Raw genomic sequence first — 15,713 nt, forward strand, 5'->3', positions numbered from 1 at the left:
CAGGCCAACACTAACCGCCAGAATCCCGAAAGGTTTTGCTGCTAAAGCGCGATCAGCCAGTCAGACGTCAACCAAGTTTGGGCCAGGGAAGAAGTCTCCTCAGCCGCCAAGCAAGACACATTCATTCTGGAACGGAGCCGACGCATGTATCTGGAACACTATGGTTTGAAAGAACCGCCGTTCAAGATCACCCCTCATACCGAATTCTTTTACGCCGGGGCGAATCGCGGTGCCACGCTGGAGGCTCTCATCTATGCAGTCGTGCATGGTGAAGGGCTGGTAAAGGTGACGGGAGAGGTTGGTGCCGGCAAAACCATGCTGTGCCGGGTGTTGATGGAAAAGCTACCCGCAACGATTGATACCGTTTACCTGGCCAACCCCAGTTTGAGTCGCGAGGAAATCCTGCTGGCGATTGCCGATGACCTCAAGCTGGAGCTGGATGGTGCGCGCTCCACCGTGCTGATACGTCTGCTGCAGGATGCGTTGATCGAGCGGTTCGCCGCCGGCCGCCAGGTGGTGGTGTTGATTGATGAAGCGCATGCCATGCCCCCGGAGAGTCTGGAAGAAATCCGCTTGTTATCGAACCTGGAACATGGCCATCACAAGCTGCTGCAGCTCGTGCTGTTTGGTCAGCCCGAGCTGGATACCAAACTGGCGGTACCGGAGATGCGTCAATTGCGCGAACGGATCACCCATAGTTTTGAGCTGGCACCCCTGATGCGAACGGACATCAAGGAATATTTGTCGTTTCGTATGCGTACGGCTGGCTATCGTGGGCCAGACATTTTCTCTGCATCCGCCATCAAGCTGATCAGTGCCGAGTCTGAGGGCTTGACCCGTCGCATCAACATTCTTGCCGACAAGTCATTGCTGGCCGCCTACGCCACCGGGAAGCACGAAGTCACCGACAGCCAGGCTCGTGCCGCCATCAAGGACAGCCAGTTCCGTCCCGCACGCTGGAAGCGTGGTCAACCCTACCTTGCGGGAATTGCCCTGCTGGGGCTGGGACTGGGGCTGGGGCTGGCAATTCCTCAAGTCGGACATCGCTCGCCAGTGACGGCACCGCACTCAACAGCCAAGCCGGAGCGGCCGGCGCCATCTGTGCAACCGACGACGACTGTCGCGCCCACCACGCCAGCCGCCGCACCAACCACACCGACATCTGCCGTCCACCCCGCCCCATTGCAAACCGCAGCCACAACACCGGACGTGGTATCGACACGCCTCACGGCCGGCACCGAACTACTCGGCACGGCCAATGCGGGCGAATTCGCCATTCAACTGATCCTGGCCGACCGCGACAACGAGAAGGCGCTGACACGCTTTCTGGAACAAGCCGCCCGTTCAGTTCCGCTGGACCGTTTATATATATATCCGACACAGGCCAATGGGCGACACCACTACGGTGTGATGCTGGGTTTATATCCCGACCAGCAATCGGCCATGCAGGCATTAAAGCAATTACCCGGCGAACTGTTATCTCACAGGCCACTTCTACGCACTGTGGGCGGTATCCGTAAGGAGGTGGGAGAGAAAATCTCAATTGCAGCAAATAGATAGCGAGAAATAGCCGGGAAATTGATCAAAAACTTCAAATAATCAAACCCGCCATATTTTGCGTATATTGTTAGATATATTCTCTAACCAACGGTTTAAAAAGAGAAATGCAAATCCGGCAAATCGCCTCCTTGCTCGCCCTCTGCCTGACAACCGGTTGTGTCACTTCGCCGATTGATGTCACGCGGGGTCGGCATATCGACCCCTCTCCTTCACGCACAGGTGAAGCACCCAAACCTATCGACCAACCTATTTATCTGCCGGCCCCCAAACCCTCCCCCAAGGCAGAAACCTATAGCGTCGTTGTCACCAACACGCCGGTCCGTGAATTGCTGTTCGCTCTGGCGCGGGACGCCAAGATCAACGTCGATGTCCATCCTCTGGTCAGCGGTCGCGTCACCATCAATGCCCTGAATCAAACCCTGCCGCAACTGTTATCGCGCATCAGCCAGCAGGTGGATATGCACTATTCGCTGGAAGGGAATGTTCTGCAGGTTCGCCCGGATCAAGCTTTCTTGAAGACTTACAAAGTCGATTACGTCAACATGAGCCGCTCGCTCAAGGGTACGGTGACCATTGCCACGACCCTGGCCGCAGCCGGCGGTGGCGTGACGAGAGGCAACCCCAGCTCCACCACTGAATGTGGCGGCAAACTGGAAAACTGTTCGCTGACTGAAGTCACCAATGCCGCCGAGAACAAATTCTGGGAAAGACTGAATGAGGGCATCCGCAACATTCTCGACAGCAGCAACAAGGTTTCGGCCACACAAAAAGAGCAGATGGAAGCACTCGAAGCTGCGGAGGCCGGCAAGTCAGTCGAACTATCGGTTCGAAAAGCCGAGAAAGACAAACAAGAGCGCGAAGAGCGGCTGAAAGCCGCACAGGCAGTAGCCAGCGCAGGTGCCGGCGCTCCAGCCTTACTTAGCCAGGTGCTTGGTAACGATGCCAAAGCTGCCGGCAAGGACAGCACCAAGCCCCAACAAGCCGATGCCAACAAGGAAAAAGATCCGAATGTCACGATCCATCCGGAGACTGGCATCGTGACCGTCAACGCCACGCATCGCCAGCATGAGAAAATTCAGGAATTCATCAATCTGATCACTGAAAGCGCCCGCCGTCAGGTGATGATCGAGGCCACGATCGTCGAAGTTGAATTGAATGATCAATACCAAGCGGGAGTCGATTGGAGCCGGGTAGGCGACACCACCGATAATCAGGCAAACATCGCGCAGGTCATTACGGCGGCATCTTTACAGACTGCACCCGTCACCATTCTTAGCTACACCAAGAAAGCCAGCTCTCTCCTGCGCGGCGATCTGACGGCCACCGTACGTCTACTAGAGCAGTTCGGTAAGGCCAAGGTGCTATCCAGCCCCAAAATCATGGCCTTGAACAACCAGCCGGCTATCCTGAAAGTAGTGGATGAAAAGGTGTACTTCACGACAGCGGTCGAGGTCCGCGAGGCAACCAGCACCTCTCCAGAGCGGCGTGAATACAAATCAGAGATCCATACCGTGCCGGTTGGCGTGGTCATGAACGTAACACCGCAGATCAGCAACGACGACACCGTGTCGATCAACGTCCGTCCGACCATTTCACGCATCATCGGTTATCGGCCCGACCCTGGACCACGCCTTGGCGGTTCAGGCTTTGATAACCAGATTCCTGAAATCCAGGTGCGTGAAATCGAATCGACGCTCAAGCTGTCTAACGGACAGGTCGCGGTTTTGGGCGGGTTGATTCAGGACAGCGTGCAGGATCTGCGTAACGGCGTACCCTTCCTCTCAAGAGTGCCGGGCATTGGCGAGCTGTTCGCGGCCCGGAACGATGTGGGCAAAAAGAATGAGCTGGTGATTTTCATTCGCCCAACCATCGTACGAGACCCGAGCCTCAACACCGATCTGAAGGAATACGCGAAATATCAGCCGCAGAATGACTTCTTTGAGAAAAAAGAGGACGAAATCAGCGTATTCAAATCCGGCCTGCCAAGCATGTAAGTGCGATACCCGCCCTTTTTCGCTCCATGATGGTTTGCAACCTGCGCAAGCGCTATCAGGCGGAAGAAGCCGGCGGGAATCCGTCGGATGTCGGCTCGTTGATCTATGTTGATCACGACCGTGCAATCTAGTTTGCAAACCGTTGCAAAGACGTAGATGGAATAGACGACCATGAGCCTTTTGCTGGAAGCCATGAAGAAGGCTGAAGAAGCCAAGCGCTTACGAATGCGGGCGGAGCCGTCACTGGAAGGTGCGGAGCCCAGCGAGGGCCCCTTACTGCAGCAAGCAGAGGACACCGAAATACCCAAACCGGAGGCTGGCAGCGCCAACCTCGAATTTCCCCAACTCGACACCACGGAAGATGCCCCGATCCCCGCAAGCAGCACACTGGAACTGGCCCCGCTGACTTTCGAATCTTCATCGGCCGATGCAGGGGCACCGCAGGCGCCGGCATCGCAGGAGGTCGGCACCGAGTCCTCCGCAGAGGATCAGGCACGGTTAGCTGCAGCCGCCAACCGGCTCGGGCAACGCAAATCCTCCGGCAGCGGCCTGGAGTTGGTCAGCCAGCCCACACCGGCTGAACCGACAGACAGCAAGGCAGACGCCCAGGAAGCCCCTGCGCCCCAGCCCGCAGCGGAGGAAGTCCTCGTTACCCAGGCTCCTGCGGCTGCGGTGAGTGCCCCGCCCCCGCAGCCCGTGATAAACCCGACCTCGGCCCCTACCACCGCACCCGCCACGCCAGCGCAGACCAATGTCAGCGCCACCACGGGTACTGCGATGCCCAAGCCCAGCCCAAAGGCTGCACAAGCCCTGTTCGACACCAAAAAGCCGGGCAATAAAGCGCAGCCGAAGCGGCTGATTGCCGTGGCAGCCGTTGGCTTGATCGCGCTTGGCGGCGTATCCGCCTGGTTATGGTGGAAACTGAACGGCGCTAACTCGCTGGCCTCCAGTAGTCTGGTACTCAACAATCCGCCGCCTTCCCAAGTTCCAGCGGCCGGGGCCAACCCGCCAGATAGCGCGGCACCCACCCCCGCAGCGACGCCTGCCCCCGCGGAGCATGCGGCAGCACCCTCAGCCACCACACCGGTAACACCCCCTGCAGAAGCCCCATCGGCTCCCGTTGTGGCAACACAACCGAGCACACAGACTTCTCCTGCCAGTCAACCTGCCACCTCAAGCAACACGGCCCTGCCGGCGGCCCCTCCCCCCCCGTCAGGCTCAACCGCCAAGCTGGCGCCCCCTTCGCCTCCCGCCAAGGACGGCGGCAAACTGATTGAGGTAGCCCCGGCGTCTGCCGACCACGAAATCCGCTTTGTCCGTAGCGAGTCGTCACCAACCATCCCGCCGAATGTCACATTCGGCTATGAAGCCTTCCAGCGCGGAGAACTCAGCCGGGCTGCCGAGTTCTATCGGCGCGCCTTCGAAGCTGATCCGCATAATCGGGATGCCATGCTCGGGCTGGCTGCCATTGCAGCCAAGCGCGGCCGCCTGGAAGAAGCCCGGCAGTGGTACCACCGGCTGTTGGCCGAGTACCCGACCGACGAGGCTGCCCGTAGCGCGCTACTGGCGCTTGGAGACAGCAAAGATCCGGCACGGACCGAGGCCCGTCTGAAACAGGCGGTTGAAGAGCAGGCCGACCCGCAGGCCGCCGCAGCGCTCGGGGCCTTCTATGCCGGACGGGGCCAGTGGACTGAAGCCCAACAGTATTACTTCCGGGCTTATTCCCTCGCGCCAGACAACCCTGACTTTGCCTACAACCTGGCAATTGGCCTCGACAACCTCGGCGAGCGCAAGCTGGCCGCCGAGTATTACCGCAAGGCACTCAACCTGGCCGACAAGCATGGTTTCAGTTTCGACAAGGCCACCGTGGCTCGCCGGCTCGAAACCCTCTAGCCCACTCCAATCCGAGCCCAGCCCACTGCTACATGACAGAAAAACGTAAGCTCCCCCTGGGCGAATTGCTGGTCAACAAGGGCATCATTTCCGATGACCAGTTAAGAATCGCCCTGCTCGAACAACGCAAGACCGGTGCGCCTCTGGGTAAGGAGCTGGTACGGCTCGGCTTTGTGTCCGACGCCACCTTGCGCGAAGCCTTGTCCGAAAACCTGGGGCAGGAAAGCGTAGACCTCTCGCGGGTGTTGATCGACGCCGCTGCCATCCAGCTGATCCCCAAAGACGTGGCCAAACGCCACCACATGCTGCCCATCTCGCTGGATACCGCCAACCGCAGGCTGACGCTGGCGATGGCCAACCCGAACAATCTGGTTGCGCTGGATCAGGTCAGAGCCCTGATCAAAGACAGTTACGAGCTGGAACCCGTACTCGGCGCCGAATCCGACATCATTCGGGCGATTGATCAGTACTACGGTTTCGAGCTGTCGATTGACGGCATCCTGAATGAAATCGAGACCGGTGAAATCGACTACGCCAGTCTGCAGTCGGCCGATGCCGAATATTCACAACCCGTGGTGCGCCTGATTGATGCACTGCTGGCAGATGCTGTCCACCGTGGCGCCTCAGATATTCACTTCGAGCCAGAGCAGTCATTTGTGCGCATCCGCTACCGGATAGATGGCGTGCTACGGCAGATCCGCAGTCTGCACCGCACCTATTGGCCAGCCATGGTGGTCAGGCTGAAGGTGATGTCCAATATGAATATTGCAGAAACCCGTGCGCCGCAGGATGGCCGCATCTCCTTGCAGCTGGCGGGACGACAGCTGGATTTCCGGGTTGCCGCCCAACCTACCACGCACGGTGAAAACGTCGTCCTGCGGATTCTTGACCGTCAGAAGGGCCTGGTCCCCCTCGACAAGCTGGGGCTGCCAGAAGACAACCTGAACCTACTGAAACTGATGATCGCCCGCCCCGAGGGCATCATTCTGGTGACGGGCCCTACCGGCTCGGGCAAGACCACAACGCTGTATTCGATCCTCTCCCACATCAACAGCACCGACGTCAACATCATGACGCTGGAAGACCCGGTCGAGTATCCACTGCCCATGATCCGGCAAACTTCGGTGACCGAGAAAATCGACTTCGCCAATGGTATCCGCTCAATGATGCGGCAAGACCCGGATGTGATCCTGGTTGGGGAAATCCGCGACCATGACACCGCAGAAATGGCATTCCGGGCCGCGATGACCGGCCATCAGGTTTACTCGACCCTGCATACCAACTCAGCCGTCGGCGCCATTCCGCGCTTGCTCGATATCGGCGTTCTGCCCGACATCATGGCTGGCAACATCATCGGTGTGATTGCCCAGCGGCTAATACGCAAGCTCTGCAATCACTGCAAGACCCCCTACCTGGCCGACGATTTCGAGCGTCGCCTGCTCGGTCTGCGCGAGTCCGCCCAAGCGCTGACCCTGTATGCCGCCAAGGGCTGCGACGATTGCGACAATCAAGGCTATAAAGGGCGGCTGTCGATCCTTGAGATTCTCAAACTGGATGATGAACTGGACGAGCTGATCGCCCGCCGCGCCACAGCACGCGAAGTACGCAAACTGGCACTGGCCAAAGGGTTCCGGCCACTGGCAGAAGATGCCTGCAGGCGTGTGCTGCAAGGGGTCACCTCACTGGATGAAATCTCAAGAGTGGTCGATCTGACCGACCGGGTGCTTTAAGCGATGCTGTTCAAATATCGAGCCGTCGATCCCAAAGGCCGCATCATCCGCGGCAAGCTGGAAGCGACCAATCCGATTGATCTGGAGGGCCGGCTGTCGCGCATCAGTCTCGATCTAATCGACGCCGCTGCCATCGAGTATCGCCCCAGCCTGTTCGCCAGCAAGAACATCAAACGCCAGGATCTGATCACCTTCTGTTTTCATCTGGAACAACTGACGCGAGCTGGCGTGCCCCTGCTCGATGGTTTGGTCGATCTGCGTGACTCGATCGACCACCCGACCTTTCGCGAAATCATCGCCAATGTGGTCGAAGACATCGAAGGCGGCCAGCAGCTATCGCAGGCCCTTTCTGCCCACCCCAAGGTTTTCGATACCGTCTTCGTCAACCTGATCCGCGCTGGCGAGGCATCGGGCCAATTGCCCGATGTGCTCAAGAATCTGGTGGAAACACTGAAATGGCAGGACGAGCTGGCAGCGCAGACCAAGAAGCTGCTGATGTACCCCGCCTTTGTGGGCACCATCGTCGTCGGCGTCACCCTGTTTCTGCTGATCTGGCTGGTACCACAGCTCGTCAAATTCATCCGCAGCATGCAGCAGGAACTACCGCTGCAAACCCGTGTGCTGATTGCCATTTCAGAATTCCTTCAGCACCACTGGTGGGTATTGCCGCTGATCCCGGTTGCCATTCTCGCCGGCATGGCGGCCTGGAAGGCGCTTGATCCACGTTATCAATTCCGGGTGGACTACCTGAAGCTGAAAATGCCATTCATTGGCGGCATTCTCGAAAAAATCGTCATGGCCCGCCTGGCCAATTACTTTGCGCTGCTTTACGGCGCCGGTATCACCATTCTGGAGTGCATTCGCATTCTGGAAGGCGTGGTCGGCAACCTGACGATCGGTGAAGGATTGACCGAGGTGCGCGACCAGATTGCAGAAGGTCAGAGCGTCACCAACAGTTTCGAGCGGGTGCGCATGTTTCCGCCGCTGGTGCTACGCATGCTACGCGTGGGCGAAGACACTGGCGCCATCGACACTTCGTTACAGAACGTCGCCTATTTTTATAACCGGGATGTGAAAGAGTCGATCGAAAAAATCCAGGCGCTGATCGAACCTGTCATGACGGTTGTACTGGGTCTGATCCTCGGCACCGTCATGCTCTCTGTGCTCGGGCCGATCTACGACCTCATCACCAAGATCAAAACTTGATATGGCAAGCACGCATTATCTGATCTTCATTTGCCAGACCCACCTGTATCTCTATCAGGAGGAAGGCGATCAGCTGCAAACCGTGGCCGAATTCGAGGAAAACGAGCCTGGGCTGCAGGCTTTCGAGCAGTTTATTGCCAGCCACCCCGGTGGTTTCTATCGGGTATTGGTTGATGTCTTCGAGGAAGACTTCCGGCTTGATACCGTACCGCACCTGACATTTGGTGATAGCCGGAAGATCATCGCCCGCCGGCAAGACCAGCTATTTCGTGGTCTGGTGTACCGCACCAGCACCCATCAAGGGCGGGAGCCCGAGGGGCGGCGTGATGATCGGGTACTTTTCACGGCCCTGACCAATACCGGTCAGATCGACAACTGGATTCGCCGGCTGCAGGTTCCTGATTGCCGTCTGATTGGTATTTACTCGGTGGCACTGATGAAGATGCGCCTGGCCACCAAGCTCGTCGGCGAGAAAGCCAATGTGCTGCTGGTGACCCGTCAACATGGCAGCGGCCTGCGCCAGACCTATCTTGCCGACGGCGCCCTCAAGTTCAGCCGCCTGACTGTGCTGGGTGACGAAGGGCTGGAACACGTCGGCCAGACGCTGGTTGCCGAAGCGGTAAGGGCTCGGCAGTTTCTGGCCAGTACCCGCAGTATCGGCCGTGATGACAGCATGAAAGTACTGGTACTTGCCTGCGAGTTCGAACTGGAAGCTCTGCGCGCCGTGTGTACGGATCAGAGTCAGATCAGTTTCGAGTTCTACAGTCTTGAAACACTGGCCCAGAAAACCGGCGTGCCCTTTCCAGCCGAGGCACGCAGCACCGAGCAATTTCTGCTCAGGCTACTCAGCCGCAAGCGGCCACCCAATGTTTATGCTCCGCCACAGCAGCTGTATGAATACCGTCTATGGCAGGCAGGGCTAGCGATCAATCGCGGGGCTATCGGCCTGCTGATCGCCGGTGTGGCTGCCGCCTCGGCCTTGGCCTGGGACAGCCGCCAGCTGTACCTGGCAACCCAGGCCATTCAACAACGCATCGTGGTTGCAGAAGAAACCTACCGCCAGAACGCTCCGCCAACACAACCGGGCGAGCCAACCCCCGAAGCCATGAAAAGCGCGGTACTGGCCGTAAGAGAACTATCCAGCCAATGGCCGGGGTTTCGCGGTGACGCCATCCGCTTGTCGCAGGTTCTGGAGCAATTTCCCGGCATTGCATTGGATCGCCTTGGCTGGCTGGTTACCCAGACGCCAGACACCTTGCCAACCGGATTCGAGCCGGGCGCGAACGGTGTCGAAGTCAACAACCCACCCCCTCAAACCGAGGCAGTGCCACCCGCCGCCCCCGCAGTGAATGAAGGCAGTAGCCCCCCAACCGCCACCCCTCAATACGTCGTCATCCTGCTTACTGGCCGGGCCATCGACCAAGGCGCGCGTTATCGCAATGCCATGCAACTCATCAATCAGTTCTCGGCAGCTTTGCGCATTCAGCCAGGAACGATCATTACCCCACTACGCCTGCCCATTGATCCGTCAGCAAGCGGTCGCATCAGCCTGAACAGCGAACTCACGCCCCCTGATGCGGACTTTACCCTCAAAGTGGTCTACCCCCTTGTGACACAAAGCCATGGCCAAACCCAAGCCAACCAGTAAGCAGGAGGTTCTGCGCCGCCTGTTCCTTCCACTACGCAACCTGTTGCTGGTCAGCCTGTTGCTGGCAGGCTTGATCGGCAGCGCGATACATAGCCGTCGGATTCAGACGGCCAGCAACCAGGCTGCCGCCACCACGCTGGCGGACGCGGAAACCCGCGCAGAAGCGTCCAAGCGTGACAGGGAAGCCTATAACGGCTTCCGGAACGAATTTCTGACGCTCAAAAAAAACGGGGTGATCGGCCCGGAGCAACGCATGCCCTGGATCGACTATTACAGCGCGCTGGTCGAGAGTGGCAATCCTCAATCCCTGAAGCTGACCATCACCCCTCAGCGTCCGTTTGAGCAGGCGCCCAGCCAGCCGCTGGACAATATGCAGTTCTTTGCCAGCCGGCTATCGCTGGATGCCAAGGCGTACCATGAAGGCGACGTGCTGCAGATGACAGATCGGCTCAAGCAAGTCGCGGGCGCCCACCTCTTGCAAAGTTGCCTGCTGATCCGCGAAACCAGCAACAAAAAAGACACCAATCTCGACGTTCACTGCGAAGCCGACATCATTACCTTGAATGCACCGGCGCCAATACCGGTAACAGGAGGCTGACATGCGCTACGGTCTGCTCATAGCCACGCTGCTTCCCCTTGGTGGAGCTTGGGCCGATGACTCAAAACTGGGGCGATTGTTCTTCACGCCAGCCGAAAGGCAACAGATGGAACTGATCCGCCAAGGAGGGCCGGCGGCCCAACAGACGATCGAATCCAGTCCAATTGAAGCCATCAAGCCAACCCCACCGGACAACGTGACCCTTTCCGGCATCATCAAACGCGAGCAGGGCCTACCGACCATCTGGATAAACGGCAAGCGCTATACCGGCAGCAACGAGGGCTACGACATCTCAGCCACCCCGCTAACCGCCCAAACCGTGGTGATTGCCCTGCCGGACGGGCGCCGGGCCAGGCTCAAGGTAGGACAAACTCTCGATACTGGCAGCGAAACCATCAAAGACGCCTATCAGCCCCAGATAAAGACGCTCAAATAGGCACAGAGATTGCTGCAAACAGCTTATGAAGACCTATCCAGCCCACCCCCGCCCCCGGTCGCAGCGCGGCAACACGATTCTGTTGTTCCTGCTGGTGGCTGGTGTCGGCCTGATGAGCCTGATCCTGTCCAAGCTGAACACTCCGAATAATCAGACAATACGTGAACAGCAAGGCACCCAGCCTGCATTGAACCTGGCCAAGACAGCGCTCATGGGATGGGCGTTGGGGCGAGACGATAACTTACCGGTACCGCCAGGATTGCTGCCCTATCCGGACAGGAATGCCGATGGTAATTACGATGGCTTCGCTGATTGCCCGAGTGGAGCAGCCCCTCTTACCAACAACCTTTTTTTGGGTAAGCTGGCCTGGCAAGGTGAGATTGGTCCTTGTGAAAGTCGAGATGCTGGAATGCCTCGCCAAGACAGTCTGAGCGGCGAATTGCGCGACGGCGCGGGTGAGAGGCTATGGTACGTCGCCTCGCAAAATGTGCTTGATGATGCGGCAGGCGGCAGCTACACAAACCTCCCGGGAACTGCAGGCAACCGCTATATCACCCCTGCCAACCTGAAAACCCCGCCCCTGCACCCTTGGCTCACAGTTTGTAACGCTAACGGTCAGGTGCTATCGAATCAGGTGGCTTTCATCGTGATTGCGCCAGGCGAGGCATTGACCGGACAGGTCCGCAACGGCGCTGCGCCAGCCCCCGCCAATTATCTGGACCGCTACACCATCAGCGGTGGCACGCCACCGTGTAATGGCGTCATCAACCATGCCGTCAATAATCTGGTCTTCGTTAACGCCGACCCCACCAATAGCTTTAACGACCGCATTGCCTATGTGACGCGCGATCAGTTTATTGACCAGCTGGCACAACGGCTCACCAACGGCATCCGCCAGAAAGTCGATCAGTACCGGGCCACTCATGGCAGCTATCCCTCCAATCTAAGCATTGCCGTGATCGGCAGTTGGCTAGTCTGGGATGATCAATCAGACTCGAATGGCTTGTACTCGCAAATCCCCACTACACCGCCCCCCTCTTACTACCAAGTAACCGGCCCCAATATCGCGACCCTGCGCATGCAAGGTTGCAATAGCATCTTCAGCCTGACCTGGAATGCCGCCAGCAACAGCAGCACCGTCAGCCGGGCACCTCTGAATTGTTAGGATCTTCCATGTCATTGCGAACCCGCCGTTCCCCCTGCACCCATTCAACAAGCGGTCAAGCTGGCTTTACCCTCGCCGAGCTGGCAACCGTCATGGTGATTCTGGGCTTACTACTGGGGGGATTGATGATGACGCTCTCTACCCAACTCGATGTGGCTCGCGAATCAGAAACCCGCAAATCATTCGACACGATCAGGGAGGCATTGATCGGCTACGCCATCAGTCGCGCCGGCAGTGTTGTCCTGCCTTGCCCGGACACCAATGGCGATGGGCTGGAGGAAGCGCGGGTAGCGGGCGTCTGCCCAAGCCAGGAAGGCTGGCTGCCCGCCACGACGCTAGGACTGAGTCGTAGCGATCCATGGGGAAATCGATATCGCTATAGAGTAGATATAACCTTTTCTTCAACAACCCCGCCATTCACACTGGCCAGTGTTGCGACCCCTCGCGTTTGTCAAAACAATGCATGTACCCAGATTCTTGCCTCCAATGTACCCGCTGTCTGGGTATCGCATGGTCCTAATGGCCTTGGCGCTCGTGGTGATGGCTTTGTCTTGCACCCACAACCAACAGGCGTTGACGAACGAGGCAATACAGATGGCCGAAACCTCCCAGACACCGCAGATACAGGTACCTGTAGTGGTGGCACAACCAATCTCTCCTGTTCTTTCGTTAGCCACGAAAAGCGCGAAACCGCAGGCACGGGTGGAGAGTTCGACGATCTTGTAGGGTGGTTGCCCGCGCCGGTGCTATTCAACCGGCTCGTCGCAGCTGGGCGGCTGCCTTGATGCCACTTGCGCAACATTTCGCATCTAATCATGCGAAATCGGCGGGGCTGCCAAGCTGAACATCACCTCACCATAACGATTGCGTGCCAGCGCCAGCGTGGCGCCACGCGAGCGTGCCAGGTTGGCTGATTGGTGCAGACCCAGTCCGAAGCCCGTTGCCGAACTTACCGGGGCATTGAATAGCCTCTCAAGCAGGCCCGCTGCAATGGCCTCGCCACTATCCTGCACCGTCAACACAATCGCCCCTTTCCATTCCAGCGCCACCTTGATGCTGATTTCTGGCCTTGCGGCCTGCTTGTGTAAGGCGTTCTGAATCAGGTTGTCGGCAATCGAATCAAACAGCGCTGCGTCCAACCAATCGGCATCGCGCAGGCGACACGGCAAAAATTCAACGGCATGGTTGGCATAGCGTGCGGCAAACGACGCAAACCATTGCCCGGCGGCCGTCGGCCGGGGTGGCAGCTGGTCTGGCTGCGGCTTGGTCAGCTTATCGAGGGTGGTTTCCAGACGCCGAGTGATTTCCGGCAGCTGGCGAGCATACAGGGCCTGCAAACGCGTAGGATCCTCAACACTTTCGGCTACCGAGCACAAAGCCTTCATCGACTGCAGCAGATTCTTGATGTCATGGGTTAAACGCGCACCGGTTTCATGCACGGCAGCGATATAGGTTTGCTCGGCCAGCTGCTCTTCCCGTCGTTTTGATAGATAGAACTGGTAGAGCAACTCCGTCGCCAGCTGAAAGTGGAGTTTGAGGGCCGGGGCAACGCTGGTATCTGCATAAAGCGTTAGACTGAGCTCCCCTTTCTGATGAAGGCTGACATGATCGGCCATTTCGCCAAACACGCCTTGCAAGTTACCGCAACGCCACTCTCCACCGGAAATCGCCGGCAACTGCTGCAGGGCACTGGCCGCAGACTCCAGAAATGCCCGGCTAGTGCCACCCCGCCCACTTAACTCTGCCAGCAAGGACGACCACTGCTCAAAAGGTGACCCCAAGCGCAAGATGCCCGCTGACCATAGCGTGCCAATCCCGGCAAAACCTGCACGCGGGTTCCACAGCCACCCGAGCAGTAGCAGCAATCCTCCCAGCCAAAGCAGCGTTCCAGCCAAAGCCTCCAGATGCTCCAAATGAAACAGCTGCCGGGCTGCCAAAGTACCCAGCACGGCAACCACGATAACCAGCAGTAGCAAAAGGCTATAGAAAAAATCATTGCTCGCGCGTTCACGGCGTGGCGGATCATCCGGCAACAACGCCAGCAACAGCAGCCCTAGCGGCAGCCCCCAACGCAAGCCCGTCACCCCCCACTGCGGCAGACGAACATCAGACGTCAGATGGGGCACCACCCATACCAGCAGCAAGATCAGCCAATACAGCAGTAAGCCCATGCGAAAACGCCGACGCCACTTGAAACGGGCAGGTACGCCTTGACCACCATACAAGGAGATCACCAGCGCAATCCACAAGGCCACCATCCACCAGCCACCCCACGCCAGAAAGCAGACACCCCCTGTCGAGATGGCGACAATACCGCGCCAGTCCATCCGGTATCCTGGCCGTATCAACGGCTGCCAGAGCCAGAACATTCCGTACTGGGCCAAAAGCAGCGAACGCACCACCAGCGAGTCGAACGGATTAAAGAGCGCGAGATAAAGCAAGCCGCTCATCAACAGCAGCCACGAGCCACCTTTTGAGAACTGAAAAATGATGGGCCGGTAGGCAGGGAGAGAAGGGGCGCGCTTTTCCATGTCTCGATTATGGTCGAAACCCACCCATTGCGGGCTGATTCCGCACCAGTCTTCCTGCGCCCATCACGCTCCCTCGCTGCACACGCATCACCAGATGCAGCTCGTTTCGGGCGGCTGTCAGGAAACCGACACAGCAGTCGGGTATCCGTCAGCAAACCGGCCATCTGACACGCGAATCGGCGCAAAACGCATGGCACAGGGATTGCTATAACGGGAGTGAGTCCAGTTAACGGACCGATTCCCAGGAGACTCCCCTCATGAAACAACAATCCGGCTTCACATTGATTGAAATTGCGATCGTATTGGTCATCATCGGCCTCTTGCTCGGTGGCGTACTCAAAGGTCAAGAATTGATTGAGAACGGCAAGATCAAGAATGTCATCAACGACTTCAACGGTATTTCTGCTGCCGTGAATGCTTATCGGGATCGTTACAGGGCGCTCCCTGGGGATGATAACCAAGCCACTGCCCGTGGCTGGGCTGGCTCACCCAATGGGAATGGTAACGGTCAGATCGCACCAGGCAACCCGTTTACTCTCGGCGGTGAGAACCTAAACTTCTGGCGGCATCTGCGTTACGCCGGCTTAATTTCTGGTGACCCTACAGTCGCAGTCGTTGCCACAGCCCTCCCAAAGAACGCATATGATGGTTTGGTTGGCGTTACTCAAGCATCGGCAGGGGTACTCGGTGGCCTTGGCCCGAATTTGTTATGTTTTGGCAGCTTGCCTGGCAAGGCAGCCGGTGCGGTTGACACTCAACTGGACGACGGCAATCCGGGCACGGGATCAATCCGTGCGACTGTAGGTGCCTCAGGTTCAATCAATGTCGCCCCGGGTGCAGCCGCAACAAGTGCTCGGTACAACGAAACACTGCCCTACACTGTTTGCCGCACCCTCTAACACTATTGCTCGAATGACCGGCATCATCCGGTCGCTCCTTCAGACCCGCCATC

Annotated in this window: 12 protein-coding genes; 11 read left to right on the forward strand and 1 reads right to left on the reverse strand. The window is 58.1% G+C overall.

The window, feature by feature from the left end; genetic code table 11:
* The first annotated feature begins 144 nt into the window (after positions 1 to 144).
* The 10 genes from PZA18_RS03735 (at position 145) to PZA18_RS03780 (ending at position 13,015) form a co-directional block, all read left to right on the forward strand.
* Positions 145 to 1,560, forward strand: coding sequence for an AAA family ATPase (locus tag PZA18_RS03735; RefSeq protein WP_284099452.1), 1,416 nt, complete (start codon positions 145 to 147; stop codon positions 1,558 to 1,560).
* A gap of 104 nt (positions 1,561 to 1,664) precedes the next feature.
* Complete coding sequence (gene mshL / locus PZA18_RS03740; RefSeq protein ID WP_284099453.1) at positions 1,665 to 3,554, forward strand: pilus (MSHA type) biogenesis protein MshL; 1,890 nt, start codon at positions 1,665 to 1,667, stop codon at positions 3,552 to 3,554.
* 171 nt (positions 3,555 to 3,725) lie between these two features.
* The gene (locus PZA18_RS03745; RefSeq protein WP_284099454.1) at positions 3,726 to 5,447 is read left to right on the forward strand and encodes a tetratricopeptide repeat protein; all 1,722 of its coding nucleotides are present in this window, start codon (positions 3,726 to 3,728) and stop codon (positions 5,445 to 5,447) included.
* Between the two features lie 32 nt (positions 5,448 to 5,479).
* Positions 5,480 to 7,177 (forward strand): GspE/PulE family protein, encoded by a 1,698-nt coding sequence (locus PZA18_RS03750; protein ID WP_284099455.1) that lies wholly within the window; start codon positions 5,480 to 5,482, stop codon positions 7,175 to 7,177.
* A 3-nt stretch (positions 7,178 to 7,180) separates the two neighbouring features.
* Positions 7,181 to 8,383, forward strand: coding sequence for a type II secretion system F family protein (locus tag PZA18_RS03755; protein ID WP_284099456.1), 1,203 nt, complete (start codon positions 7,181 to 7,183; stop codon positions 8,381 to 8,383).
* A 1-nt stretch (position 8,384) separates the two neighbouring features.
* On the forward strand, positions 8,385 to 10,031 hold the full coding sequence (locus tag PZA18_RS03760; RefSeq protein WP_284099457.1) for a hypothetical protein: 1,647 nt from the start codon (positions 8,385 to 8,387) through the stop codon (positions 10,029 to 10,031).
* Complete coding sequence (locus tag PZA18_RS03765) at positions 10,006 to 10,629, forward strand: hypothetical protein (protein WP_284099458.1); 624 nt, start codon at positions 10,006 to 10,008, stop codon at positions 10,627 to 10,629. Before PZA18_RS03760 ends, PZA18_RS03765 begins: the two co-directional genes overlap by 26 nt.
* Position 10,630: 1 nt before the next feature.
* Positions 10,631 to 11,065, forward strand: a complete 435-nt coding sequence (locus PZA18_RS03770) for a hypothetical protein (protein ID WP_284099459.1) — start codon at positions 10,631 to 10,633, stop codon at positions 11,063 to 11,065.
* Positions 11,066 to 11,090: 25 nt separating this feature from the next.
* Complete coding sequence (locus PZA18_RS03775) at positions 11,091 to 12,230, forward strand: hypothetical protein (RefSeq protein WP_284099460.1); 1,140 nt, start codon at positions 11,091 to 11,093, stop codon at positions 12,228 to 12,230.
* An 8-nt stretch (positions 12,231 to 12,238) separates the two neighbouring features.
* On the forward strand, positions 12,239 to 13,015 hold the full coding sequence (locus PZA18_RS03780) for a type II secretion system protein (RefSeq protein WP_284099461.1): 777 nt from the start codon (positions 12,239 to 12,241) through the stop codon (positions 13,013 to 13,015).
* A 24-nt stretch (positions 13,016 to 13,039) separates the two neighbouring features.
* On the opposite strand, the gene PZA18_RS03785 is transcribed toward PZA18_RS03780, so the two are convergent.
* Complete coding sequence (locus PZA18_RS03785; protein WP_284099462.1) at positions 13,040 to 14,761, reverse strand: sensor histidine kinase; 1,722 nt, start codon at positions 14,759 to 14,761, stop codon at positions 13,040 to 13,042.
* Between the two features lie 257 nt (positions 14,762 to 15,018).
* Here PZA18_RS03785 and PZA18_RS03790 point away from each other — a divergent pair, with 257 nt between their 5' ends.
* Positions 15,019 to 15,660, forward strand: coding sequence for a prepilin-type N-terminal cleavage/methylation domain-containing protein (locus tag PZA18_RS03790; RefSeq protein WP_284099463.1), 642 nt, complete (start codon positions 15,019 to 15,021; stop codon positions 15,658 to 15,660).
* Positions 15,661 to 15,713: the final 53 nt, after the last annotated feature.

The organism is Parachitinimonas caeni, assembly GCF_030129945.1.
Taxonomy (GTDB): Bacteria; Pseudomonadota; Gammaproteobacteria; order Burkholderiales; family Chitinimonadaceae; genus Parachitinimonas; species Parachitinimonas caeni.

Bases quoted from the DNA above. Each gene is read 5' to 3' on its own strand.
- PZA18_RS03735 (WP_284099452.1), top strand. From the start codon at position 145: ATGTATCTGGAACACTATGGTTTGAAAGAACCGCCGTTCAAGATCACC.
- mshL (WP_284099453.1), top strand. From the start codon at position 1,665: ATGCAAATCCGGCAAATCGCCTCCTTGCTCGCCCTCTGCCTGACAACC.
- PZA18_RS03745 (WP_284099454.1), top strand. From the start codon at position 3,726: ATGAGCCTTTTGCTGGAAGCCATGAAGAAGGCTGAAGAAGCCAAGCGC.
- PZA18_RS03750 (WP_284099455.1), top strand. From the start codon at position 5,480: ATGACAGAAAAACGTAAGCTCCCCCTGGGCGAATTGCTGGTCAACAAG.
- PZA18_RS03755 (WP_284099456.1), top strand. From the start codon at position 7,181: ATGCTGTTCAAATATCGAGCCGTCGATCCCAAAGGCCGCATCATCCGC.
- PZA18_RS03760 (WP_284099457.1), top strand. From the start codon at position 8,385: ATGGCAAGCACGCATTATCTGATCTTCATTTGCCAGACCCACCTGTAT.
- PZA18_RS03765 (WP_284099458.1), top strand. From the start codon at position 10,006: ATGGCCAAACCCAAGCCAACCAGTAAGCAGGAGGTTCTGCGCCGCCTG.
- PZA18_RS03770 (WP_284099459.1), top strand. From the start codon at position 10,631: ATGCGCTACGGTCTGCTCATAGCCACGCTGCTTCCCCTTGGTGGAGCT.
- PZA18_RS03775 (WP_284099460.1), top strand. From the start codon at position 11,091: ATGAAGACCTATCCAGCCCACCCCCGCCCCCGGTCGCAGCGCGGCAAC.
- PZA18_RS03780 (WP_284099461.1), top strand. From the start codon at position 12,239: ATGTCATTGCGAACCCGCCGTTCCCCCTGCACCCATTCAACAAGCGGT.
- PZA18_RS03785 (WP_284099462.1), bottom strand. From the start codon at position 14,761: ATGGAAAAGCGCGCCCCTTCTCTCCCTGCCTACCGGCCCATCATTTTT.
- PZA18_RS03790 (WP_284099463.1), top strand. From the start codon at position 15,019: ATGAAACAACAATCCGGCTTCACATTGATTGAAATTGCGATCGTATTG.